The organism is Novosphingobium sp. (genome assembly GCF_040398825.1).
Classification (GTDB): Bacteria; Pseudomonadota; Alphaproteobacteria; order Sphingomonadales; family Sphingomonadaceae; genus Novosphingobium.
The window spans coordinates 1-24,275 of sequence record NZ_JBBATI010000048.1; the positions used below are offsets into that span (position 1 = coordinate 1).

A 24,275-nucleotide genomic window follows, 5' to 3' on the forward strand; every position below is an offset into this window, starting at 1 on the left:
CTCGGGCTCAATCATCTTTACAGATCAAGCCAAGCGCAACATGCAAGGATGAGCGGGAGTTGGGTATTGTTGATAGATTGAATGGGTTGCTACATATGCAATTAGGCCGCGCCGAACCGGGCGACCAGTTCATAGCGGTCGGCCACAAAATGCTGGCGCACCTGGGTGACGGTGTCGGGCCCACGCCAGGTGCGGCGTTCCACCACCAGGCAAGTGGCGCCGCGTGACAGGCCCAGGGCGCGGGCGATGGCGGGCGGGGCGACGGCGGCGCTGATGCGGTTTTCGGCCTCGGTCCACGGCACATTGGCGATCAGCCATGATCCGGGGGGGGCGGCGGACAGATCGGCCTGGGCGATGTCGGGCACCAGCGCCAGATTGATCGTGCGGTCCTCATGCGCCAGCGGCAGGCCATCGGCATAATGCACCCCGGTCACGCGCAGCACCGTGGACCCGGTGACAAGCCCCTCCCCTTCAGGGGAGGGGTTGGGGTGGGGCCTGTCCTCCTGGTGCGGCGCGTGGGGATGGGCCCCACCCCCGGCCCCTCCCCTGAAGGGGAGGGGGGACGGATGTTCGCGCTGACAAGTGGCCAGTTCCCAGCGGTAATCCTGGCCGCGACTGGCGATTTCCGCGGCCAGATCGGGCACATCCAGCACCATCGATTGCGTGCGCGGGCGCGCCACGAACGACCCGGCGCGTTTGCGGCGTTCGACCATGCCGGCCGCGGCCAGCGCCGACAGCGCCTTGTTCACGGTCATGCGTGCGCAGTCATATTGCGCCATCAGGTCGGTTTCGCGGGGGATGCGGTCGCCCGGCTGCCATTGGCCGGACAGGATGGCACCTTCGATTTCGGCGCGGATGCGTTCGTGCAAGGCGACAGGCTTCATTCCAGCAATCTGCTTAGCGTGGTGCAATAGCGTGCGACGATCTTGTCGCGCGCATGGTGACGCCCCTGCGATACCACCCTGACGCCATGGCGCCAGACGCAATCCACGCCGCTGCGCCCGGCGGCAAAGATCCAGCCATCGATCCAGGCATCGCCATCGCGCGCGATCAATGCGGGATGATCGGCGTTCAGGCTGATCAGGTCGGCGCTGTTGCCCACCGCGATGCCACCCGGCACACCCAGCGCGGTCGCCCCGCCCGCCACGCTGGCGGCAAACAGCGCTGCCCCGGTGCTTTGGCCCGGCGCTGCTGCCAGCATGTTGCGCCCGCGATGCGCCAGCCGCTGGCCATATTCATACAGCCGCAGTTCTTCCGAAGCATCGATCATCACGTTGGAATCGCTGCCCACGCCCCTTGATCCGCCGGCGGCGGCAAAGTCCAGCGCGGGGAACAGCCCGTCGCCCAGATTGGCCTCTGTAATCGGGCACAGGCCAGCCACCGCGCCGCTGCGCGCCAGGGCCTTCGTTTCCGCCGGGGTCATGTGCGTGGCGTGGACCAGGCACCAGCGCGCATCGACCTCGGCGTGATTCAGCAACCATTCCACCGGGCGCGCGCCGCTCCACGCCAGGCAATCGTCCACTTCGCGCGTCTGTTCGGCGATATGGATGTGGATCGGCGCGGGGCCGGCCATTGCCGCCAGCGCAGACAGTTCGGCAGGGGTGGCCGCGCGCAGCGAATGCGGAGCGAGGCCCAGCACGGCATCGGGCAGCGCGGTCAGCGCGGTGGCGGCATGGTCGCGCAGGTGCGCAAAGCTGTCGAGAGAGTTGAGGAACCGGCGCTGGCCTGCGTTGGCCTCCGCCCCGCCAAACCCGCCGTGGGCATAGAACACCGGCAACAGCGTCAGCCCGATGCCGGTCTGCGCTGCGGCATCGGCAATCGCGGCGGCCATTTGCGCCGGATTGGCATAGGCGTGGCCGGCCGGATCGTGGTGCAGGTAATGAAATTCACCCACGCGGGTGAACCCGGTTTCCAGCATTTCGGCATAGGCCAGCGCGGCAATCGCCACCAGATCATCGGGCCCCATGCGTTCCAGGAAGCGGTACATGACTTCGCGCCAGGTCCAGAAACTGTCGTCGCCGCTGCCCCGGCGTTCTGCCAGCCCGGCCATGCCGCGCTGAAACGCGTGGGAATGCAGGTTGCCCAGCCCCGGCAGGCCGATCGCGTGGCGGTCATCAGCGGGGGCAGGGGGCACGCCCGTATCCACGCGCGCGATCCGCCCGTCGGCGATGGTCAGCCGCACATCGCGCTGCCAGCCGCAGGGCAGCAGCGCATGGGAAAAGTGCAAGCCACTGGCCATCGTGTGCCGTACCCCTGTTTCGTCCGCTGCAAGAAGCCCCCTTGCGACGGGTCAATAATGTCTATACATATTGGCGCGTTCAGGCAACCGCGATTGCCATCTGCATGCGATCAACGAAAGGGTGGAGAATGTCCACAGCGCTGGCTTGCGATACGGTGTGGACCGGGGCGCGGTTGTTGCCGATGACCGATCCGGCGCGCCCCGATGCGGTGGTGGACCACGCGGTGATTGCCGCGCGCGATGGGCGGATTGTCTATGCCGGGCCAGCCGGCGCCGCCCCTGTGCTGGCGCCCGCACGCACGATCGCGTGTGATGGCCGGCTGGTGACCCCCGGGCTGATCGATTGCCACACCCATCTGGTCTATGGCGGCAGCCGCGCCGGCGAGTTTGAGGCGCGACTGGCGGGTGCAAGTTACGAGGCGATTGCCCGCGCCGGGGGCGGCATCGTTTCCACCATGCGCGCCACCCGCGCCGCGAGCGTTGACGAGCTGGTCGCGGCAAGCGCACCCCGGCTTGCGGAAATGGTCGCCGGCGGTGTGACCACGGTAGAAATCAAATCGGGCTATGGGCTGGAAGCGGGCGCAGAGGCGCGGATGTTGCGCGCCGCGCGGATGCTGGGCGATCGGTGTGGCGTGTCAGTGGCCACCACATTTTTGGGCGCGCATGCGCTGCCGCCCGAATTTGCCGGGCGTGCGGACGCCTACATCGACCATGTCGTGCACGATATGCTGCCCGCGCTGGCGACCGAGGGCCTGATCGATGCGGTCGATGCGTTTTGCGAATCGATCGCCTTTTCTCCCGCGCAAGTCGAACGCGTGTTCATGGCGGCACACGCGTTGGGCCTGCCGGTAAAGCTGCATGCCGAACAGCTGTCGAACCAGCATGGCGCGGCGCTGGCGGCACGGTATCACGCGCTGTCGGCGGATCATCTGGAACATCTGGATCAGGATGGCATTGCCGCGCTGGCGGGGGCGGGCACGGTCGCCACGCTGTTGCCAGGCGCGTATTATTTTACGCGCGAAACCGTGCTGCCGCCGGTGGCTGGTTTGCGCGCGGCGGGTGTGCCGATCGCGCTGGCGACCGATTGCAACCCCGGCACCAGCCCGCTGACATCGTTGTTGCTGGCCATGAACATGGGCGCGACGCTGTTCCGCCTGACTGTTGCGGAATGCCTGGCCGGGGTGACGGTCAACGCCGCGCGCGCGCTGGGGCGCCATGATGTGGGTCGTGTGGCGGCGGGTATGCGCGCCGATCTGGCGGTATGGGACATCACCCAGCCGGCCGAACTGGTCTATCGCATTGGCGGGTCTCCGCTGCATGCCCGTTTCTGGAAAGGGCAGTAATCATGCCATCTGCGACGATGCTCATTCTCACCCCCGGCGCGGTCAGCCTGTCCGATTGGCGCAGCATATGGGCGGGGGCGCCCGCACAGTTGGACCCGGCGTCGGCGCCGGTGATCGCCGCCAGTGCGGCGGCGGTGTCGCGCATTCTGGCCAAGGGTGCGCCGGTCTATGGCATCAACACCGGGTTTGGCAAACTGGCCAGCGTGCGCATCGATGATGCCGATCTGGCCACGCTGCAGCGCAATATCGTGCTCAGCCATGCCGCCGGCACCGGTGCGCCCGCGCCGGTGGCAGTGGTGCGGCTGATGATGGCGCTGAAACTCGCCAGCCTGGCGCAGGGCGCCAGCGGGGTGCAGCCGGCGACGGTGGCGCTGCTGGGGGCGATGCTGGAACACGGGGCAACCCCGGTGGTGCCGGCGCAAGGCTCAGTTGGCGCCAGTGGTGATCTGGCCCCGCTGGCGCATATGACCGCGGCGATGATCGGGGTGGGTGATATTGATCTGGGCGGGGAACGCCTGCCAGCGCTGGTCGCGTTGGCGCGAATTGGCCAGGCGCCGGTGGTGCTGGGGCCGAAAGAGGGCCTGGCGCTGTTGAACGGCACGCAGTTTTCCACCGCCAATGCACTGGCCGGGCTGTTTGGTGCAGAGGCGCTGTTTCGGGCCGCGCTGGTCAGCGGCGCGCTGTCGACAGAGGCGGCGCGGGGGTCGGATACGCCGTTTGACCCGCGCATCCACGCGCTGCGGCGGCACCAGGGCCAGATTGAAACGGCCGCCGCGCTGCGTATGCTGATGGCGGGCAGTGCCATCCGCGCCAGCCACCGCGACAACGATCCGCGCGTGCAGGACCCGTATTGTTTGCGCTGCCAGCCGCAAGTAATGGGCGCGTGCCTGACCGTTTTACGCCAGGCGGCGGAAGTGCTTGGGGCCGAGGCCAATGGCGTGTCGGACAATCCGCTGATCTTTGCCGATACGGATGAGGCGCTGTCGGGCGGCAATTTTCATGCCGAGCCGGTGGCGTTTGCCGCCGACATGATCGCGCTGGCGGTGTGCGAGATCGGGTCGATTGCCGAACGGCGCGTGGCCATGCTGGTGGACCCGGCGCTGTCGGCGCTGCCAGCGTTCCTCACCCCCCGCCCGGGGCTGAATTCGGGGTTCATGATCCCGCAGGTGACCGCCGCCGCGCTGGTGTCGGAAAACAAGCAGATGGCCTATCCCGCCAGCGTCGATTCGATCCCGACCAGCGCCAACCAGGAAGATCACGTGTCGATGGCCGCGCATGGCGCGCGGCGGCTGGCGGCGATGGTGACCAATGCGCAGGCCGTGATCGGCATCGAATATCTGGCGGCGGTGCAGGCGCTGGAATTCCACCGGCCGTTGCAATCATCGCCCGCGCTGGAATCGGCCTGTGCGGTACTGCGCAGCGTTGTGCCGACGCTGGAGGATGACCGCCATTTTCACCCGGATATGGAGGCTGCCAATACGCTGGTCCGCGCGGGTGATCTGGCGGCTGCGGTCGGCCAGGCGCTGCCGGGAGTTTGCTGATGGACTGGCTGCGGGTGGAACGCGGGGACGCCCCGGTGATCGTCGCGTTTCCGCATGGGGGCAGTGATCTGGCCGGCTATGACGCACAGTTTGTGTCGCCATGGCTGGCGCAGCGCGATGCCGACTGGTGGATTGCCGAGGTCTATCATTTTGTGCGCGACCTGGGCGTGACCACGGTGGCCACCACGATCAGCCGCAGCGTGATCGATTGCAACCGCGATCCATCGGGCGCGTCGCTGTATCCCGGTGCGGCGACGACCGAACTGGTCCCGACCACCACGTTTGATGGCGAACCGCTTTACGCCGGGGCCTTGCCCGATGCGGACGATGTGGCGCCGCGGCGGGCGGCGTATTTTGATCCCTATCACGCGGCATTGATGGCGGAAATTGCGCGGTTGCGCGCCGTTCATCCGCGCGTCGTGGTCTATGATGCGCATTCGATCCGCAGCCGCATCCCGCGCCTGTTTGACGGGCAATTGCCGCAGTTCAACATTGGCACCAATGGCGGCACGACTTGCGCGCCCGCGCTGACCGCCGCAATTGCCGCACCGTGTGCGGCGTCGGGGCTGGGCCATGTGGTTGATGGCCGGTTTCGCGGCGGGTGGACCACGCGCCACTATGGCCGCCCGCACGACGGCGTGCATGCGGTGCAGATGGAGCTGGCGATGCGCGGCTATCTGGCCGAGCCTGATGCCGTGACCCCTGCCAACTGGCCCGCGCCGATCGATCCACAGCCGGCGGTTGCCACCACCCTTTGCAGCGTGATTGCCGCCGCGCTATCCTTTGCCACTTCGGGAGAAACGCCATGAACAACCGCCTGGACAACAGCCGCGTGATCCGCGCCGCGACCGGTACCGAACTGACCGCCAAATCGTGGCTGACCGAGGCGGCGTTGCGTATGCTGATGAACAATCTGCACCCCGATGTCGCCGAACGGCCCGAAGAACTGGTGGTCTATGGCGGGATCGGCCGTGCCGCGCGCGATTGGCAGAGTTTTGACGCAATCGTCGCGGCCCTGCGCGGGCTGGACGATGATCAGACGTTGCTGGTGCAATCGGGCAAGCCGGTCGGCGTGTTCAAAACCCATGCCGATGCGCCGCGCGTGCTGATCGCCAATTCCAACCTCGTGCCGAAATGGGCGACCTGGGAACATTTCAACGAATTGGATCGCAAGGGGCTGGCGATGTACGGCCAGATGACCGCGGGATCGTGGATCTATATCGGCACGCAGGGCATCGTGCAGGGCACCTATGAGACGTTTGTCGAAATGGGCCGGCGCCATTTTGGCGGCGATCTGGCGGGCAAATGGATTTTGACCGCCGGCCTGGGCGGCATGGGCGGGGCGCAACCGCTGGCGGCGGTGATGGCCGGGGCATCGTGCCTGGCGATTGAATGCCAGGCCAGCCGCATCGAAATGCGCCTGCGGACCGGATACCTCGATCGCCGCGCCGATACGCTGGATGAGGCGATGGCGATCATCAATGCCGCCAACGCGGCCAACACGCCGGTATCGGTCGGCCTGTTGGGCAATGCTGCCGAAGTGCTGCCCGAAATGCTGAAGCGCGGGATCATGCCCGATCTGCTGACCGACCAGACCAGCGCACACGACCCGGTCAATGGCTATCTGCCGGCCGGGTGGACCGTGGCCGAATGGATCGACAAGCGTGAACGCGATCCCGATGCCGTGGCGCGCGCCGCCAAGACCAGCATGGCGCGCCATGTCGAAGCGATGCTGGAATTTCAGGCGCGCGGCGTGCCGACCACCGATTATGGCAACAACATCCGCCAGGTCGCGCAGGACGAAGGCGTGATCAACGCGTTCGGGTTTCCGGGGTTCGTGCCAGCCTATATCCGCCCGCTGTTCTGCCGGGGGATTGGCCCGTTCCGCTGGGTCGCGCTGTCGGGCGACCCCGAAGACATCTATCGCACCGATGCCAAGGTGAAAGAGCTGATCCCCGACAATCCCGCGCTGCACCGCTGGCTGGATATGGCGCGCGAAAAGATTCAGTTTCAGGGGCTACCCGCGCGCATTTGCTGGGTCGGGCTGGGCGATAGGCACCGGCTGGGCCTTGCGTTCAACGAAATGGTTGCCAGCGGCGAACTGAAGGCGCCGATCGTGATCGGGCGCGACCACCTTGACAGCGGATCGGTCGCCAGCCCCAACCGTGAGACGGAGGCGATGCGCGACGGATCGGACGCGGTGTCGGACTGGCCGCTGCTGAATGCGCTGCTCAATTGTGCCAGCGGGGCGACCTGGGTGTCGCTGCACCACGGCGGCGGGGTCGGCATGGGTTATTCACAACATTCGGGCATGGTGATCGTCGCCGATGGCACCGCCGATGCCGCGCGCCGGCTGGAACGCGTGTTGTGGAATGACCCTGCCACCGGGGTGATGCGCCATGCCGATGCGGGGTACGACACCGCGCTGGATTGCGCGCGCGAACAGGGTCTGAATTTGCCTGGGATTTTGGGGTGAGCGAGCAATAGCCCTTCCCCTCCGGGAAAGGGCTATTTTGGCGCTGTACCGGCCAGCGCCTGCTGACCCAGCGCGATGGCGCCAGTGATGCCGGCGTCGTCGCCCAGGCCCGGAGTGACAATATAGGTTTCGAGGCCGGGATCGAGGCGGGGGTGGGCGATATAGCCGTTCAGGCGGGCCAGCGTGCGGCGGCGGACAGCCTGAATCAGGCCGGGGGCCTTCATCACCCCGCCGCCAAAGATCAGCCGGTCGGGCATGTGCATCAGCACCAGATCGGCGGCGAGATCGGCGATATAGCCACCGATCAGGTCGATCTTGGCGGGATCATCGGCCAGCTGGTCCAGGCTGTGGCCCCAGCGTTTGAGGATGGCCGGGCCGGCCACCAGCCCCTCCAGACAATCGCCGTGATAGGGGCACCAGCCTTCGAACGGGTCGGTGGCGCGGTCATGGCTGGGGTGGATATGGCCCATTTCGTAATGCGAAAACCCCATCATCGAACGGCCATCGCGCAGCACCCCGGTGCCGACCCCGGTGCCGATGGTGGTATAGGCCAGCGTGCGTGTGCCCTGGCCGGCGCCAGCCAGCCATTCGCCGATTGCCGCACCGTTGACATCGGTATCGACCACGAACGGCACGCCGAACGGATCGAGCACATCGTGAAACCGTGCACCCTGCCAGCCTGGTTTGGGCGTGGTGGTAAAGGTGCCATAGGCGGGCGAGGTGGGGTCGATGTCGATCGGGCCAAAACTGGCGACACCGAACGCAGCGATCGGGCCGTGGTCGGCGATTGCTGCTTCAAAAAAGGCCGCGACATCGGGAAAGCATTCCGCCGGGGTGCGGGTGTCGATGCGCGCGCGCGCCACGATGGTGCCGTCGGGACGGGCGACCGCGCAGATGAACTTTGTCCCGCCCGCTTCGATCGCGCCGATCAGCCCGCTGTCCTGGCCCTGCATCCGCTTTACTCCCCTGCCGTGTGCATGTTTCACTGGCACGGCAGGGGGCGTCTGCAAAGCGTTTCGGCAATCCGTGCAATCGTTTTACCAGAACCTGGATGTTCAGGCGGCAGACCCGATCGGCACAACCGGGCTGCCCATTCGGGCGCGGAATTGATAGGCGATCACGCAGGCGACAAACACACCGGTCGACAGCGCGACTTCCGAAAATTCTTCGGGTGAGCGCAGCATCATTACCAGCACCGCCAGAATGCCGGCGGCGGCGGCATAGCTGACCAGCGGAAACAGCCACACCTTTACGCTCAACGTTTCGCCAGCGCGTTCCAATCGGCGGCGCAGCGCGATCTGCGCAAACACGATCAGCAGATAGACGCACAGGATTGTCGCACCCGATGCCTGCACCAGAAACGCGAACAGCCCACCCGGCGAAAACTCTGATGTCATCACCACGCCAAAGCCGGCAATGGCCGAAGCAATGATCCCGGTGGCCGGCACCTTGCGCGCTGAAACCACGCCGAACATGGCGGGTGCGTCGCCGCGCTGCGCCATTTCATACAGCATGCGGCTGGTGACATAGATCGCCGAATTGAGACACGACACGATCGCGGTGAAGATCACCGCGCCGATGATCGCCTCCGCGCCGGGCACGTGAATCAGTCCCAGTGTGGCAACAAATGGCGATTTGCCCGACACCACCTGGTCCCACGGCAGGATCGCCTGGATCACCGCGATCGATCCGATGTAAAAGAACATGATGCGCAGCGCGACCGTGCGCCCGGCACGAACCACGTTGCGCGCCGGGTCTTCGGTTTCGACCGCGGCAATCGTGGCGACTTCGCTGCCCATCATCGAAAAAATCACGGTGGGGATGGCCAGAAAGATCGCCGAAAGTCCGTTGGGCATGGCCCCGCCATGGCCGGCGAACTGGGCCTGCAACGCGGCCAGACCCGGGCCGAAGCCGAACACATAGCCCAGACCCAGCGCGATGAAGCCGACAATCGTCACCACTTTCAGGCTGGCAAACCAGAATTCGAATTCGCCATAGGTCTTGACCGACATCAGATTTACCGCGGTCATCGCCCCGATCAGCAGCGCCGACAACGCCCACATCGGCAGCGGGATAAACGGCATCAGCATGTTGGCCCCGGCAATCGCCTCCACCGCGACGGTGATCACCCAGAAATAGGCATAGAGCCAGGCGTTGGTGAACCCTGCCCATGGCCCGAGCCCGAGCGAGGTATAACCGGTGAACGAGCCCAGACCAGGCCGTGCTATCGCCATTTCACCCAGCATGCGCATGATCACAAAGACCAGCAGCCCGCACAGGAAATAGGTTGCCAGCACCGCCGGCCCGGCAATGTGGATGGCCACGCTGGAACCGACAAAGATGCCCGCGCCGATAATGCCGCCGATCGAAATCATCGTCACATGGCGGGGTTGCAGCGAATGGGCGAGTGTGGCGTCGTGTGACAACTGTTGATCCTGACCCTGATTTGCGCGCTTATTTGCTGGCAGTTTTGGCGTGTTGCGCGGCGTAACCCTGCCGCTGCTGATCGATCAGATAGGCGTGAATGGCGTCCACGTCACGCTTGCTGACCAGATCGTTGAGCGGTGCCATGCCGAGCGAGGCGAGCGTACCCTTCAGCACGATATCGTTAAACATGCCGTGGATTTCGGGCGGCAGGCGCGACAGGTCGGGGGTGACGCCGGGGCCGAACACGTGGCAGCGCGAACAGTATTCGGTAAACTTTTCCTCACCATGCGCGATCACGGCAGCAGTCGCGGTCAGCTTTGGCGGTTCGGGATAATCGAACGGATTGACCCGTGCATCGGGTTGCGGCACCGCGCCGCCACCCAGTTTGAACACCAGAATGCGGTTGGTGTTCATGTTGCGATAGGCCGCGCTGGATGGTGGAATCGGGAAGGTGATGCCCGATCCGCCATAACCGACCTGCACCGCGATATATTGCACCCCGCCGATCTTGTAGGTCATCGGCGCGGCCATGATGTGGCTGCCGGTCTTGATCGAGGTGATCGGTGCGCCGGTGCTGGCGTTATAGACCCACAGCGATCCATCGCCGCGACCCTGCACCACGATATTGCCGGCGGTGGACAGCACCCCGCCGTCATAGCCACGGTTGCCCTCTGACGTGACCTGTTGCCACACCACTTTGCCGGTGACCGGGTCATAGGCCTTCAGGATTTCGCGCACCAGTTTGGTACCGGGGCGTTCCTTTTGCAGTTCGGCCTTGTCTGGCACCGCGCCGAACAGGCGTTTCAGCCCGGCGGTGTCATAGGTATCATCGGGGATGATGCCGTCAGCGTTGAAGAACCCTTCAAGATGGCTGAGCGCGCCGCCGTTTTTGGCCATGTTGACCATGACATTGGGCACATCGAGCGTGGGGATGTAGGTTAGCCGGGTGGCCGGGCTGAACGACATCGGGTTCCACGTGTGGCCGCCAGCCCACGATGGATAGACGTTCTTGGGCCTGGCGGTGTAGTCGGCGACTTCGGTAAATTGCGGCTTGCCCGTGGCCAGATCGACGCCCGTCGCCCAGTTCACATACGTAAACGCATCGGCGCCCAGCAATTTGCCGGTTTTCAGATCGAGCGTGTAGTAATAGCCGTTTTTGGACGCCTGCATGACCACGCGGCGCGTTGCCCCACCGATCGGCAGGTTGGCGAACACAAATTTCTGCACCGCGTCATAGTCCCACGCGTCGCCCGGCGTTTCCTGGTAATACCAGTTCATCCGGCCATTCTGGGCGCTGACGGCAATGATTGAAGCGTTGAACAAGTCGTCGTGGCGTTCGCTGCCGGTCTTTACCCGCAGATAGGGGCTGGCATTGGCGGTGCCGAACACGATCTGATCGGTTTCGGGGTCGTACGACAATCCGTCCCACACCGCGCCGCCGTTCTGGTATTTGCCATCGCGGTTGGGGCCCCACGATTTAGCCGCCATCGCCAGTTCGGGGTGTTCAAACGGCTGGTCGGGACGGCCGGGAACTGTGAAAAAGCGCCATTTGAACGCGCCGGTTTTCAGATCCCACGCCGAAATATAGCCGCGCGATGATCCATCGCCCAGGTCTGATCCCGAATTGCCGATGACCACCGCGTCCTTGGTCAGGATCACTGCGCCGGTTGAGGCATAGGCCTGTTTGCGGTTGATGATCGTATCGGCCTGCCACTTTTCGGCGCCGGTTTTGGCATCCAGAGCGTGCAGTTTGCCATCTTCGGAAGCGACAAACACCACTCCGTCGCGATAGGCGACGCCGCGGTTGACGGTGTCGCAACAGGCATTGCGCGCCGACATCGGATCGATGCCCGGATCAAATTGCCACAGCAGTTTGCCGGTCACGGCGTCGAGCGCATAGACGATGCCCCACACGCCCGAGGTGTACATCACCCCGTCGATCACCAATGGGCTTGCCTCCTGCCCGCGCTCGGTGCCCATTTCATAGGCCCAGGCAAAGCCGAGCCCGCTGGCGTTGGTGTCGTTGATATCGGTCAGCGCGGAAAACCAAGTGCCGGCCTGGTCACCGCCAACAAACGGCCATTGTTCGCCCGCCACCGGATAAGCTGCCGCCGACAGATCGGGCGTACCGGCCCGCGTGGCCGACCCGGTCATGCCCAGCGAAGCGACCAGAAATCCGGCCAGCGCAAGGGCGGAAACCAGACCGGACACAGGCTTGCGCAGACTCAAACGCATCATCGGCAATTCTCTCCGTCAAAGGCACGCATCATGGCAAGTGTCCATTGGCTGCGAAAGGGGAAAAACAAGGGTGCCCCGGACCGGATCGCAACCGGCCGGGGCACTCGTATTCAAGCCGGTTGCGCGGCCGTCAGAAGTGGTAGCGAACGTTTACGCCCCAGGTGCGGGGGCGGGCATAGAGCGATTGCGTGGCGCCCGAATAGAGCGACCCGTCATAGGCGTAATTGCGATAGGCACGTTCGAAAATGTTGTTCACATAGACCGCCAGATCGACGTTGGTGTCCTTTGGCGTAAAGCCGATGCGCATGTTTTCGACGTGATAGGCGGCTTCCTGTTCGACCGGTGCGCACAGCAGCGTGAAGCACATGTGCGACTGGTACATGCTGTCGGCCTGTACCGAGGCCATGCCGCCCGCCAGCGGGAATTCATAGCGGACCAGCGCATTGCCCGACCAGTGCGGGGCCTGTGGCAGATCGTGCTGCACGAGGGTCGCGCCATCGGGCAGCAGCACATTGGGAACATGGCTTTCTTCCCACGATCCGGTCAGGTTGACGGTCAGGCCAACGATCGGGTGCGTGCTGAATTCGGCTTCGATCCCCTTCGCCTTGGCCTGCAGGTTGCGGATTTCCTGCGTATAGCCGACTTGTACGAAAGCCTGATAATTGTGGTAATCATAGTAATAGCCGACGATGTTCAGGCTGGAATGGCCCGGCAGGCTGGTCTTGATACCGACTTCGAAATCGTTGAGCACTTCGGGGTTGAACTTGATGCCATTGATCGTGTCGTACACCGCCAGCGCCGCCGGGGTGCCGGTGGAAAAACTGAACCCGCCCGATTTTGATCCGCGGTTGTAGCTGGCATAGATCAGCGTGTTGGCAGACGGTTTGTAATCGATTTCGGCGCGCACGGTCAGGCCGGAAAAGCTGGGGTGCGTGTCGGCGGTGGTGGCGGTGATCATGCCCCCGGTGCTGGCGGTGGTGGCAGCACCGCCAGGGAACGGCGGGGCGGCATCATAGCTGAACCCGACGGTATCGGGGCAATAGCGCACGTTGAACCCCGACCAGTATTCATGCCCCGTATAGCAGCCGATCTTGTGATCGTGCCAATAGCGCGCGCCCAGGATCAGCTTCCACTGATCATTGACCTTGAATTCGTCCTGGGCAAAGAAAGCAAAGCTTTTGGTCTGCTGGTAAAACACAACCTGCGGATCATACTGATCAAACGGCGTGGCATATTGCGCGCGGAAATGGCTTTCGATCGACATCGCGAACGCGCCGAACACCAGGTAGTTGCTGCCAATCGTGGTCGCCGCGCGCAATTCTTCGGATACCTGATTGGTGCGGTTGTTCTGGTTGAAAATCGTACCGGGCGCGTAGCAGGTGATCGACGCGATGCCGGGGCACGGACCGGGGGTATACGTCGCGCCCTGCACATACGCAAATTCGGGCTGGCTGTCGCCGATCTCGTTGTTGAACTTGTTGAGATACTGATAATCGGTGACCGAGGTTACGTCGAACGCGCCGAGTTTGGCATCGATCCGCAGCGTTGAGCCGAAAAACTGCCGGTCGATACCCGGATTGCCGGTCGCGGCAATTTGCCATGGGCTGCCACCGCGCGCGGGGACGATGGACTTGCCATTGATCACCCCGTCAAACCCGGTACCCATCGCGCCGGGGGTATTGCCGCTGTACGCCGCCCAATAGCCGCAGACCTGGTTGGCGGGCAGGCTTTCGCCCTGGAATTGGGCATTGGGGCACGATGGATCCAGGGCATAGCCCGCGACCTGCCGTTCGTGGTCCGATTCGGTATAGCGCAGGGTCAGTTTTGCCGTGAAGTCGCTGGATGGCGTCCATTTAAAGATGCTGCGCAGGGCCCAGTGGTTGTTCTGTCCGCGATTGTACTGCCCGGGGACGAGGTTTTTGATATAACCATCATCGCGGTCGTAAATCCCCGACACGCGAACGTCGAGATCCTTGGCCAGGCGGCCCTGCAACGCGCCTTCGACGATGGTTTCGTTGAACCGGCCATAGGTCAGCGACAGGAAACCGGCAGTCTTGTCGGTCGGTTGGGTGGAAATGAACTGGATCGCGCCGCCGGTGGCGTTGCGGCCGAACAGCGTTCCCTGCGGCCCGCGCAAAGCCTCTGCGCGGGCAAGGTCGAAAATCGGAAAGCCGGCGGTCGACATCGACGACGAATAGCTGTCGTCCTGATAGACCGCGACGGGGGGTTCCTGTTCGTCGCCATACGAGTTTTGCGCCACGCCGCGCATGTTGAACACCACTTGCGACGCGGCATAGGCGTTGAACCGCAAGTTGGGGATCGCGCGCACGACATCGGTGGCGGTCGTGATGTTCAGAGCCCTGATGTCTTCCTTGCTCAGCACGGTGATCGCGATGCCGACATCTTTCAGCTTTTGTTCGCGGCGCTGCGCGGTCACCACGATGTCGGGCGCGGCGCCGGGCTGGGCAACCTCTGCCGCCGGGGTGGCGGGCGCGCTTTGCGCATGGGCCAGGGCGGGCAGGAAAGCCGCGCCCGCCAGCATGCCGGCGACCATCATGCTGCGCGCAGTGCTGCGTGAAGGTTGCGAAGTGTGCGCAGTTGCGCCGCGCTGTTTGGTACGTGTCACGAATAGCCCCCCTTGAACCGTGCAGGCACCGGCGCGGTGATCACGCCGCCGGTCGCCCTCAATACGGATGAAAGGTGCATCAATCCGCGCAGTCGGGCAAGGTAGCGCGCACGCCTTTTTAGCCGCGGAGAAAATTTGTTAGCCCTGAGGAAACTTTGCCATTTTCCGGGAAAAATCAAAAAGTGAGCAAAACCAAAGGGAAAGGATGGTTTGTTGGCAGGCGCAACAAAATATCTAATGCGTGGTGTAAGGCAATTTGCCGCAGGCCTGTGGCGTGAGTGCCGCAGTGCCGGCACAATCGTTGATGCCATTGCGATCACAGGCTGATCGGCGACGCTGTGCCCCCAGGCGTCAGCGGCTGCGGCAGCACTGTCCGTTGGGGTCATTGTCTTTGCTCAAAATTAAGCAGCACTGATATTGAACATTAGTATTATATATGTGGCGGTGCAGTCTGGCATGCGCCGGGCGATGCTGGCATAGCAGCATGGCACAACCTGTATGGCCCGAGGGACAAGCATGAAGACAACAGCACGCGTGGTGGTAATCGGCGGCGGCGTGGTCGGTGTCAGCACATTGTACCATCTGGCAAAACTGGGCTGGTCGGACGTCGTACTGATCGAGCGCAAAGAGCTGACATCGGGTTCGACCTGGCACGCGGCCGGGCTGCTGCCGCTGTTCAACCTCAGCTATTCGGTGGGAAAGCTGCACCAGTATTCGGTCGCGCTGTACCCGAGTCTTGAGGCGGAGACCGAGCTCAGCGTTGGGTTTTCCAACGTTTCCAACATCCGCCTGGCGACCACCCCGGACCGCATGGACGAATACCGCTATTACGCCGGGGTCGCCAAGACGATTGGCGTCGATGTCAACTGGCTGACCCCCGAACAGGTCAAGGACATCTGGCCGCTGGTGCAGACCGACAACATTCTCGGCGCGATCCAGCATCCGGCCGATGGCTATATTCAGCCCGCCGACCTGACCCAGGCGCTGGCCAAGGGTGCGCGCCAGCGCGGCGCCACGATCTATCGCAACACCACCGTCACCGCCATCGCGCAAAAGGCCAATGGCGAATGGGTGGTCACCACCGACCAGGGCGAGATCACTTGCGAACATGTGGTGTCGGCCAGCGGCAACTTTGCCCGGCAAACGGGCGCGATGGTCGGGCTGGATATCCCGGTGGTCCCGGTCGAACACCAGTATATCGTGACCGAACAACACCCCGCGATCATGGAGCGCAAGCGGCAGGGCCTGCCCGAAATGGGCGTGCTGCGCGAATCCGATGCCAGCTGGTACATGCGTGAAGAGGCTGGCGGGCTGCTGCTGGGACCTTATGAAGTCGGCGCGCCGGCGTGCTATGTCAAAGGCCCGGCGGCCAACAGCGAATACGAACTGTTCCCCGATGCGCTGGACCGGCTGGAACCTTATATCCTGTCGGCCATGGCGCGCGTGCCCGCGTTTGGCGAAGTCGGTGTGAAGAAAGTCTATAACGGCGCGATCGCCTATACCCCCGATGGGTCGCCGATTGTCGGCCCGGCCTGGGACAAAAAGAATTTCTGGCTGAACGAAGGGCATTCGTTCGGCATCACCGCCGCCGGCGGGGCCGGCTGGCAGCTGGCGCACTGGATTGTCGATGGCGAACCGACGATCGACATGATGGGGGTCGATCCGCGCCGGTTTGGCGACTATGCCGGCGAAGGCTATCTGATTGAAAAGAACGAAGAGGCCTATGCCCGGGTGTTTTCGGTGCATTACCCCGATGAAGAGCGCGAAGGCGCGCGCGCGCTGCGCCGCACCCCGTGCTATGACCGGATGAAGGCGCTGGGTGCGGTGTTCGGCAGCGTGTTCGGGTGGGAACGCCCCAACTGGTTTGCGCCGCAGGGTTACGAACTGACCGAGGCTGATCTCGACAAGCCCGATGTTATCCTCAACGACAACCACCCGGTGGTGGCGGGCGAACCGATCCGCGAAAAGTGGTCGTTCCGCCGGTCGAACTATTTTGATTTCGTGGGCGCCGAATGCCGCCACGTGACCGAACATGTCGGCATCCAGGACATGAGCGCGTTTGCCAAATGCCTGATTTCCGGCCCTGGCGCCGAAGACTGGCTGAACGGGTTGCTGTCGAACGTGGTGCCCAAAAAGATCGGCAAACTGTCGCTATCCTATCTGCTGACCGACCAGGGCGGGGTGCGCGCCGAATTCACCGTGTATAAAAAGGGTCCGCAGAGCTATTATCTGGTGTCGGCCGGTGCGCTGGAACGCCACGATCAGGACTATCTGGTCAAGGCGCTGCCCAACGATGGATCGGTGCGGTTTGAACGGCTGACCACGTCGATGGGTGTGCTGGTGCTGGCGGGGCCGCGTGCGCGCGACGTGCTGGCGAAGGTCACGCGTGCCGATCTTTCCAACGCCGCGTTTCCGTGGCTGACCGGGCAGGTGATTTCGATCGGTGCGGCGCGGGTCGATGCGCTGCGGGTGAATTTCATCGGCGAACTGGGCTGGGAAATCCACCATCCGATCGAAATGCAGAACTATATCTTTGACACGCTGATGGCGGCGGGTGCGGAATTCGGCATCAAGCCGTTTGGCATCCGCGCGATGACCGCAATGGCGCTGGAAAAGAGCTACAAGCTGATCCCGCGTGAACTTTCGACCGAATATTGCGCGCTGGAAAGTGGGCTGGATCGGTTTGTCGCCATGAAAAAGCCGGCGTTCAAAGGTCGCGACGGGCTGATCGCGCGCAAGGAAGCCGGGTTGCAATGGCAGTTGGTCACGCTGGAGGTGTTTGACGTGACCGACGCCGATGCGCGCGGGTCTGAACCGATCTATCGCGATGGCGCGCTGGTTGGCCGTGCGACATCGGGCGGGTATGGTGCGCGTGTGGGCAAAAGCCTGGCGCTGGCGATGGTCGGGCCGGACCATGCGGCGGTCGGGACCGAGCTGGAAATTTCCATCCTGGGCACCGCACACCGCGCCATGGTGATTGCCGATTCGCCGTTTGACCCGGAAAACAACGCTTTGCGGAGCTGATCCGATGCAACAGTTTGATACCATTGCGCTAATGCTGAAGAAGAACCGCGCGGGCTATACGCTGCCGCGCGAGCTGTATGTGGGTGAAGAGGCCTATCGCTTTGACACTGAGGTCATGCTGAGATCGGTATGGCTCTTTGCCGGTACTGTGGCCCATGCCAAGGCGCCGGGTGACTGGTTCGTGTTTGAACTGGGCAACAACCAGGTGATCATCGTGCGCGGGCGCGACAACCAGATCCGCGCGTTTTACAATTCGTGCCGCCATCGCGGCGCGCGGGTGTGTGAGGCTGCCAGCGGCAATTCCCCGCGGCTGATCTGCCCCTATCACGCCTGGACCTATGGTCTGGATGGCAAATTGCTGGCCGCGCGCAATATGCCCGACGGGTTTGACAAGGCCGACCATGGCCTGGTGCCGGTGGCGCTGGAAAATGTCGGCGGGCTGCTGTTCGTGTGCCTGGCCGACAATCCGCCGCCGTTTGGCCGCGCAAAGCAGGACATTGCCGAACAGATTGCGATCTACAATCTCGACAAGCTGAAAGTGGCGGTACAGGACGACCTGATCGAACCGGCCAACTGGAAGCTGGTGATGGAAAACAACCGTGAGTGTTATCACTGCGATCAGAACCATCCCGAACTGCTTAAATCGCTGTCCACTTATGGCTTTGGCAAGGGCCTGCCGGAGGATGGCGCGGACGATGTGGTTGATGATGCCGCGTTTGATGCCATGCTTGCGGCGCAGCGCCAGCACTGGATGGACCTGGGCATTTTCCACGAGCTGGTCGAATTTCCTGAAGAGAACGGCCAGACTGGCTTTCACCGCGTCGCGCGGCTGCCATTGGCCAATGGCGCAGTCTCGCAGACCCTGGATGGCAAATCCGCCAGCCGCATGGCGATCTGGCCGCACGGGCTGGATGAGCAATCCAGCCTGTCGGTGTGGACGCAGCCCAACAGCTGGCACCATTTCTGCAACGACCATGTCGTGACGTTTTCACTGACCCCGCTGGGGCCGGACAAGACACTGTTGCGCACCAGCTGGCTGGTGCACGAAGACGCGGTCGAGGGCGTGGATTATGACCCGGCCCATCTGACCGCGGTATGGCGCGCGACCAATGCGCAGGACAGTTACCTGTCGGCGGTCAACCATCGCGGCATCACCAGCGACGGGTATCGGCAGGGGCCCTATTCGGTCGAGGAAAAGCTCGTCGATGCATTCAAGACCTTTTACGTCGATGCGAGCGCCAGGGCGCTGGGCTGATCGCGCCTGCCCATCGGTGGGGATTGCCGCGCGAGGCCTGCGCGGGCAATCAGCGGTTTGTGCGACAGAAATGACGGCCGCGATGAAAACGGGATAATCGGACAATGATGCGCTTTTCCGGACTGAACCTGCTGGCCCAGGCGTTCAACGGCCACCAGGACTGGCCCGAACACTGGCCCGACAAGGCGCCAAAGCCGGCCTATGATGTGATCATCATCGGCGCGGGCGGGCACGGGCTGGGCGCGGCCTATTACCTGGCCAGCAAATACGGCATCACCAATGTGGCGGTGATCGAAAAGGGCTGGCTGGGCGGCGGCAATGCCGGGCGCAACACCACCATCATCCGGTCCAACTATCTTTATGACGAATCCGCGCATCTGTACGACCACGCGGTGAAGATGTGGGACGGGCTGAGCCAGGAACTGAATTACAACGTCATGTATTCCAAGCGCGGCGTTCTGATGCTGGCGCACAATGTGCATGATATTCAAAGCTTTAAACGCCATATCCACGCCAACCGTTTAAATGGCGTAGACAACGAATGGCTGACGCCTGAGCAGTGCAAGACCTATTGCCCGCCGCTGGATATTGCCCCCAATGCGCGCCATCCGGTGCTGGGTGGCGCGCTGCAACGGCGCGGCGGGACTGCGCGGCATGACAGCGTGGCCTGGGGCTATGCGCGCGGCGCGGTGGCGCGCGGGGTGGACATTATCCAGAACTGCGCGGTGACCGGCATCCGCCGCAGGCCGGATGGCGCGGTGCTGGGTGTGGAAACCGAACGCGGCTTTATCGGCGCGAACAAGATTGGCGTGTCGGCCGCGGGCAGCACATCGCTGGTGATGAAAATGGCCGGGCTGGATTTTCCGCTGGAAAGCTATCCCTTGCAGGCGCTGGTGTCCGAACCGGTCAAACCGATCTTTCCCTGCGTGGTGATGTCCAACACCGTACACGCCTATATCAGCCAGTCCGACAAGGGCGAACTGGTGATCGGCGCGGGCACCGACCAGTATGTCAGCTATTCACAGCGCGGTGCGCTGCATGTGATCGAGCATACTTTGGCGGCGATATGCGAGATTTTCCCGATCTTTACCCGCATGCGGATGTTGCGCACCTGGGGCGGGATCGTTGATGTGACGCCCGACCGTTCGCCGATCCTGGCCAAGACGCCGGTGCCAGGGCTCTATGTCAATTGTGGCTGGGGTACCGGCGGGTTCAAGGCGACGCCGGGCGCCGCCGATCTGCTGGCGCACACCATTGCGCACGACGCCCCGCACGCGATCAACGCCCCGTTCAATCTCGACCGGTTCCGCAACGGGCGCTTGATTGACGAAGCGGCCGCCGCCGCAGTCGCACACTGATTTGATGGACGAGACAGCCCGATGATCCTGATCCATTGCCCCTATTGCGACGAAGATCGCGCCGAGGTGGAATTCACCTATGGCGGCCAGGCGCATATCGCGCGGCCGGTTGACCCATCGACGCTGGATGACAGCCAGTGGGAAACGTTTTTGTACATCCGCAACAATCCGCGCGGGTTGCACGCCGAACGCTGGCGGCACACGCATGGCTGCGCGCGGTTTTTCAACGCGGTGCGCGATACGGTGACCGACCGTTTTACCGTGACCTACAAAACCGGCGAAGCGCGCCCCGATGGCGGTGCAGCATGAGCGGGTATCGTCTGCCCACCGGTGGTCGCGTCGATCGCGCCCGCGCGCTGACATTCCAGTTCGATGGCCAATCGCATCAGGGCTTTGCCGGGGATACGCTGGCATCGGCGCTGGTGGCATCGGGGGTCACGCTGTTTGGCCGATCATTCAAATACCATCGCCCGCGCGGGCTGCTGGGCATGGGCACCGAAGAACCCAACGCGCTGGTGACCGTCGATCGCGGGCCGGCGCGGATCACGCCCAATTTGCGCGCGACGCAAGTGGGCCTGTATGACGGCCTGACCACCAGGAGCCAGAACCGCTGGCCCTCGCTGAAATTTGATGTGGTGGCGCTGAACAATGTGTTTGGCGCGCTGTTTCCGGCGGGGTTTTACAACAAGACCTTTATGTGGCCGCGTGCCGCATGGGAATCGCTGTATGAACCGGTCATTCGCCGGCTGGCCGGGCTGGGTGAAAGCCCGGTTGCGCGCGACCCCGATCATTATGACGCGACCTATGCCCATTGTGAGGTGCTGGTGGTTGGCGGCGGGATCGCCGGGCTGACCGCAGCGATTGCGGCTGCGGCTGGCGGCGGCCGGGTGATGCTGATCGACGAACAGGATGAACTGGGCGGCGGCGCGCTGGCCGATCCGGCGCAATGGGCGGCGCTGGATGCGCTGAAGGCAAAGCTGGCAGCGGCGGACAATGTCACCGTGCTGACGCACACGACCGCGTTCGGCTATTACCATCAGAACTTTATCGGCGCGACCCAGCACCTGACCGACCATCTGGCGCCGGGTGAAGCGCAGGGCCCGCGCGAGAAATTGTGGCGCATCCGTGCGGGCGAAGTGGTGCTGGCGCAGGGTGCGATCGAACGCCCGCTGGTGTTCAATGGCAACGATGTGCCGGGCGTGATGCTGGCCAGCGCCGGGCGCACGCTGGCGCTGCGCTATGGCGTGGCAGTGGGCCATGCGGTTGTGGTGATGGCGGCGCACGACAGCGGCTGGCGCGATGCACTGGCGATGGCGGGCGCGGGCGTGACCATCGCGGCGATCATCGATATTCGCGACGTGGTGCCGGGCGATCTGGCCGAGGCGGCACGGGCGGCGGGTATCGCGGTGCACACCGGTTGCGCGATTACCGCGGTGGCCGGGCGCCATGGGGTAAAGGGCGTGGCCTTTGCCGTTGGCGGCACGGGTCCGACGCAAACGCTGGCCTGCGATGCGGTGCTGATGGCCGGCGGGTGGACCCCGTCGGTGCATTTGTGGAGCCATGGCAAAGGCAGCCTGGTGTGGAGCGAGGCGTGGGGCGCCTATCTGCCCGGGACGGCCATCGAAAACTGCCGCGCTGTCGGCGCCTGTGGCGGGGCGTGGGACCTGGGATCGGGTGTGATCACGGCCGTTTTGCCCAACAGCAAACCCGTGCGCGCACAGACCGCCTTTGTCGATTTTCAGAACGATGTAAAAGCGCGCGACATCCATCTGGCGGTGCAGGAAGGCATGCGATCGATCGAACATATCAAGCGCTATACCACCAACGGCATGGCCACCGACCAGGGCAAGACCAGCAATCTGAACGGGTTGCAGATTGCCTCGGCCGTGCTGGGGCGGCCGGTGAGCGAAATCGGGCTGACCACGTTCCGCCCGCCCTATACCCCGCAGACGTTTGGCGCGCTGATGGGGCATCACAAGGATGCGTTGTTTCAGCCGGTACGCAAATCGGTGATCGACGATTGGGCGACGGCGCAGGGTGCGGTGTTTGAAAACGTCGCCAACTGGCGCCGCGCGCGCTATTTTCCGCGTGGGGCGGAGGATATGGATGCCGCCGTGCTGCGCGAATGCGCCGCCGTGCGGCGGACGGTCGGCATGTTTGACGCATCGACGCTGGGCAAGATCGAGGTGGTCGGGCCGGATGCGGCCGAATTCCTCAACCGCATGTACACCAACCCGTGGAAGGGGCTGAAACCCGGCCGCTGCCGCTATGGCCTGTTGTTGCGCGAAGATGGCTTTATCATGGATGACGGGGTTTCGGCGCGGATGGCCGATGACCGGTTCCACCTGACCACCACCACCGGCGGCGCGGCGCGCGTGCTGGGGATGATGGAGGACTATCTTCAGACCGAATGGGCCGATCTGGATGTGTGGCTGACCTCGACCACCGAACAGTGGGCGGTAATCGCGGTGCAGGGCCCGCGCGCGCGCGATGTGCTGGCGCCGCTGGTATCGGGGATCGATCTGGGGCCTGATGCGTTCCCGCATATGGCGGTGCGCGAAGGCACGATCGCCGGCGTGCCGACACGCCTGTTCCGCGTCAGCTTTACCGGTGAACTGGGCTTTGAAGTGAACGTGCCCGCGCACGAAGGGCACCGGGTGTGGCAGGCGATCCATGCCGCTGGCGCAGCGTATGACATCACCCCCTATGGCACCGAAACCATGCACGTGCTGCGCGCCGAAAAGGGCTTTATCATCGTCGGGCAGGACACCGATGGCACGATGACGCCGTTTGATATGGGGCTGGAGTGGGCGGTGGGTGCCAAAAAGCCTGATTTCGTCGGCAAACGATCGTTGGCGCGGCCGGATATGGCCGCGCCGGGCCGCAAACAGTTTATCGGGCTGTTGACCGAAGATGCACACGAGCTGCTGGAAGAAGGCGCGCAAGTGGTCACGAATCCCGATGCGCCCATGCCGGTGCCGATGATCGGGCATGTCACCTCATCCTATCGCAGTGCGGCGCTGGGGCGGACGATTGCGCTGGCGGTGATTGCCGATGGCCGCGCGCGGATCGGGCAGACGGTGTTCGTGCCGATGCCGGGCAAAGTGATCCGCGCCAAGGTTACCGCCCCGATGTTCTATGATGCCGAAGGGAGCCGCCTCAATGCTTGAGATCGCCCCGCTGGCCGTGGCTGGCATCGACCTGGCCACTGGCACCGCACCGTTTTCCGGCACGATCAATGGCCTGGCCGTGATGATCGCCCCCGCCGCCATGATGGCGCGCTGGTCGTTGCGCGCGCGCGATGCCGCAGTGTTGGCATCCGCGCTGGGCCGCACGTTGCCCGACCGGATCGGCACGGCGCTGGATGGCGTTGCACAGCTTGGCCCCGATGAATGGTATGCGCTGCTGCCTGATGGCACGATGCTGCCGGATGCGGCCGGGCAACCGCTCAGCGTGGTTGATGTGTCATCCCGCGCGGTGGGGTTTGCCGTGACCGGGCCAGGCGCCGTGGCGGCGCTGATGCGCGGTTGCCCACTTGATCTGGCGCAGTTTGCGCCGGGGCGCGCCACCCGCACGGTGTTTGAAACGGTCGAAATCCAGGTGTGGATGACCGCGCCCGAAACATTCCATGTCGAAGTCTGGCGCAGCTTTGCGCCGTGGCTGTGGCATTCGCTGGCCGGGGGTATCGTTTAAAGCCAGATGACGTTAGGTTGGACCGCCGTGACGGAGCCGATTTTGGCCCAGCGCG

General features: G+C 63.8%; 16 protein-coding genes. 10 read left to right on the top strand and 6 right to left on the bottom strand.

Annotation, left to right across the window (positions count from 1 at the left end; translation table 11 throughout):
- Positions 1-101: 101 nt before the first annotated feature.
- Together ABWP89_RS17100 and ABWP89_RS17105 are read right to left on the bottom strand one after the other, a co-directional pair.
- Positions 102-884: a UTRA domain-containing protein gene (locus ABWP89_RS17100; protein ID WP_353230847.1), complete on the bottom strand. Its 783-nt coding sequence runs from the start codon at positions 882-884 to the stop codon at positions 102-104.
- Positions 881-2,239 carry a formimidoylglutamate deiminase gene (locus ABWP89_RS17105; protein WP_353230849.1) on the bottom strand — a complete coding sequence of 453 codons (1,359 nt, stop codon included), beginning with the start codon at positions 2,237-2,239 and terminating at the stop codon, positions 881-883. Before ABWP89_RS17105 ends, ABWP89_RS17100 begins: the two co-directional genes overlap by 4 nt.
- A gap of 128 nt (positions 2,240-2,367) precedes the next feature.
- Between ABWP89_RS17105 and hutI the strand changes: the two genes are divergently transcribed.
- Genes hutI through hutU form a run of 4 tightly spaced genes read left to right on the top strand, consistent with a single transcriptional unit; the run spans position 2,368 to position 7,599 of the window.
- Entirely contained in the window at positions 2,368-3,582 is a 1,215-nt protein-coding gene (gene hutI / locus ABWP89_RS17110; RefSeq protein ID WP_502915320.1) for an imidazolonepropionase, read from the top strand.
- 2 nt (positions 3,583-3,584) lie between these two features.
- On the top strand, positions 3,585-5,123 hold the full coding sequence (gene hutH, locus ABWP89_RS17115; protein WP_353230851.1) for a histidine ammonia-lyase: 1,539 nt from the start codon (positions 3,585-3,587) through the stop codon (positions 5,121-5,123).
- A complete protein-coding gene (gene hutG, locus ABWP89_RS17120; RefSeq protein ID WP_353230866.1) occupies positions 5,120-5,932 on the top strand; it encodes an N-formylglutamate deformylase in 813 nt (270 codons plus the stop codon). The genes hutH and hutG overlap by 4 nt, the downstream gene beginning before the upstream one ends.
- On the top strand, positions 5,929-7,599 hold the full coding sequence (gene hutU / locus ABWP89_RS17125; RefSeq protein ID WP_353230853.1) for a urocanate hydratase: 1,671 nt from the start codon (positions 5,929-5,931) through the stop codon (positions 7,597-7,599). The genes hutG and hutU overlap by 4 nt, the downstream gene beginning before the upstream one ends.
- A gap of 32 nt (positions 7,600-7,631) precedes the next feature.
- Here the strand turns inward: hutU and ABWP89_RS17130 are convergent, their stop codons facing one another.
- From ABWP89_RS17130 to ABWP89_RS17145, 4 genes are all read right to left on the bottom strand, one after another.
- A complete protein-coding gene (locus tag ABWP89_RS17130) occupies positions 7,632-8,552 on the bottom strand; it encodes an ROK family protein (RefSeq protein ID WP_353230855.1) in 921 nt (306 codons plus the stop codon).
- A 102-nt stretch (positions 8,553-8,654) separates the two neighbouring features.
- Entirely contained in the window at positions 8,655-10,025 is a 1,371-nt protein-coding gene (locus ABWP89_RS17135) for an amino acid permease (RefSeq protein ID WP_353230856.1), read from the bottom strand.
- Positions 10,026-10,053: 28 nt separating this feature from the next.
- A complete protein-coding gene (locus tag ABWP89_RS17140; protein ID WP_353230857.1) occupies positions 10,054-12,264 on the bottom strand; it encodes a PQQ-dependent dehydrogenase, methanol/ethanol family in 2,211 nt (736 codons plus the stop codon).
- Positions 12,265-12,394: 130 nt separating this feature from the next.
- Entirely contained in the window at positions 12,395-14,890 is a 2,496-nt protein-coding gene (locus ABWP89_RS17145; RefSeq protein ID WP_353230858.1) for a TonB-dependent receptor, read from the bottom strand.
- Between the two features lie 516 nt (positions 14,891-15,406).
- Here ABWP89_RS17145 and ABWP89_RS17150 point away from each other — a divergent pair.
- The 6 genes from ABWP89_RS17150 to ABWP89_RS17175 all read left to right on the top strand — a co-directional run bounded on the left by ABWP89_RS17150 (position 15,407) and on the right by ABWP89_RS17175 (position 24,220).
- Positions 15,407-17,914, top strand: a complete 2,508-nt coding sequence (locus ABWP89_RS17150; RefSeq protein ID WP_353230859.1) for a GcvT family protein — start codon at positions 15,407-15,409, stop codon at positions 17,912-17,914.
- A gap of 4 nt (positions 17,915-17,918) precedes the next feature.
- Positions 17,919-19,169, top strand: coding sequence for an aromatic ring-hydroxylating oxygenase subunit alpha (locus ABWP89_RS17155; RefSeq protein WP_353230860.1), 1,251 nt, complete (start codon positions 17,919-17,921; stop codon positions 19,167-19,169).
- Positions 19,170-19,273: 104 nt separating this feature from the next.
- Positions 19,274-20,527 carry a sarcosine oxidase subunit beta family protein gene (locus ABWP89_RS17160; protein ID WP_353230861.1) on the top strand — a complete coding sequence of 418 codons (1,254 nt, stop codon included), beginning with the start codon at positions 19,274-19,276 and terminating at the stop codon, positions 20,525-20,527.
- 21 nt (positions 20,528-20,548) lie between these two features.
- Positions 20,549-20,836, top strand: coding sequence for a sarcosine oxidase subunit delta (locus tag ABWP89_RS17165; RefSeq protein WP_353230862.1), 288 nt, complete (start codon positions 20,549-20,551; stop codon positions 20,834-20,836).
- The gene (locus ABWP89_RS17170) at positions 20,833-23,697 is read left to right on the top strand and encodes a 2Fe-2S iron-sulfur cluster-binding protein (protein ID WP_353230863.1); all 2,865 of its coding nucleotides are present in this window, start codon (positions 20,833-20,835) and stop codon (positions 23,695-23,697) included. The genes ABWP89_RS17165 and ABWP89_RS17170 overlap by 4 nt, the downstream gene beginning before the upstream one ends.
- Positions 23,690-24,220, top strand: coding sequence for a sarcosine oxidase subunit gamma (locus tag ABWP89_RS17175; RefSeq protein ID WP_353230864.1), 531 nt, complete (start codon positions 23,690-23,692; stop codon positions 24,218-24,220). Before ABWP89_RS17170 ends, ABWP89_RS17175 begins: the two co-directional genes overlap by 8 nt.
- The last annotated feature ends 55 nt before the right edge of the window (positions 24,221-24,275 follow it).

Excerpts from the sequence above, each read along its gene's own strand:
- ABWP89_RS17170 (WP_353230863.1), top strand. The coding sequence starts at position 20,833 with ATGAGCGGGTATCGTCTGCCCACCGGTGGTCGCGTCGATCGCGCCCGC.
- ABWP89_RS17100 (WP_353230847.1), bottom strand. The coding sequence starts at position 884 with ATGAAGCCTGTCGCCTTGCACGAACGCATCCGCGCCGAAATCGAAGGT.
- ABWP89_RS17155 (WP_353230860.1), top strand. The coding sequence starts at position 17,919 with ATGCAACAGTTTGATACCATTGCGCTAATGCTGAAGAAGAACCGCGCG.
- ABWP89_RS17105 (WP_353230849.1), bottom strand. The coding sequence starts at position 2,239 with ATGGCCAGTGGCTTGCACTTTTCCCATGCGCTGCTGCCCTGCGGCTGG.
- hutI (WP_502915320.1), top strand. The coding sequence starts at position 2,368 with ATGTCCACAGCGCTGGCTTGCGATACGGTGTGGACCGGGGCGCGGTTG.
- ABWP89_RS17160 (WP_353230861.1), top strand. The coding sequence starts at position 19,274 with ATGATGCGCTTTTCCGGACTGAACCTGCTGGCCCAGGCGTTCAACGGC.
- ABWP89_RS17165 (WP_353230862.1), top strand. The coding sequence starts at position 20,549 with ATGATCCTGATCCATTGCCCCTATTGCGACGAAGATCGCGCCGAGGTG.
- ABWP89_RS17175 (WP_353230864.1), top strand. The coding sequence starts at position 23,690 with ATGCTTGAGATCGCCCCGCTGGCCGTGGCTGGCATCGACCTGGCCACT.
- ABWP89_RS17150 (WP_353230859.1), top strand. The coding sequence starts at position 15,407 with ATGAAGACAACAGCACGCGTGGTGGTAATCGGCGGCGGCGTGGTCGGT.
- ABWP89_RS17140 (WP_353230857.1), bottom strand. The coding sequence starts at position 12,264 with ATGATGCGTTTGAGTCTGCGCAAGCCTGTGTCCGGTCTGGTTTCCGCC.
- hutU (WP_353230853.1), top strand. The coding sequence starts at position 5,929 with ATGAACAACCGCCTGGACAACAGCCGCGTGATCCGCGCCGCGACCGGT.
- ABWP89_RS17130 (WP_353230855.1), bottom strand. The coding sequence starts at position 8,552 with ATGCAGGGCCAGGACAGCGGGCTGATCGGCGCGATCGAAGCGGGCGGG.
- hutH (WP_353230851.1), top strand. The coding sequence starts at position 3,585 with ATGCCATCTGCGACGATGCTCATTCTCACCCCCGGCGCGGTCAGCCTG.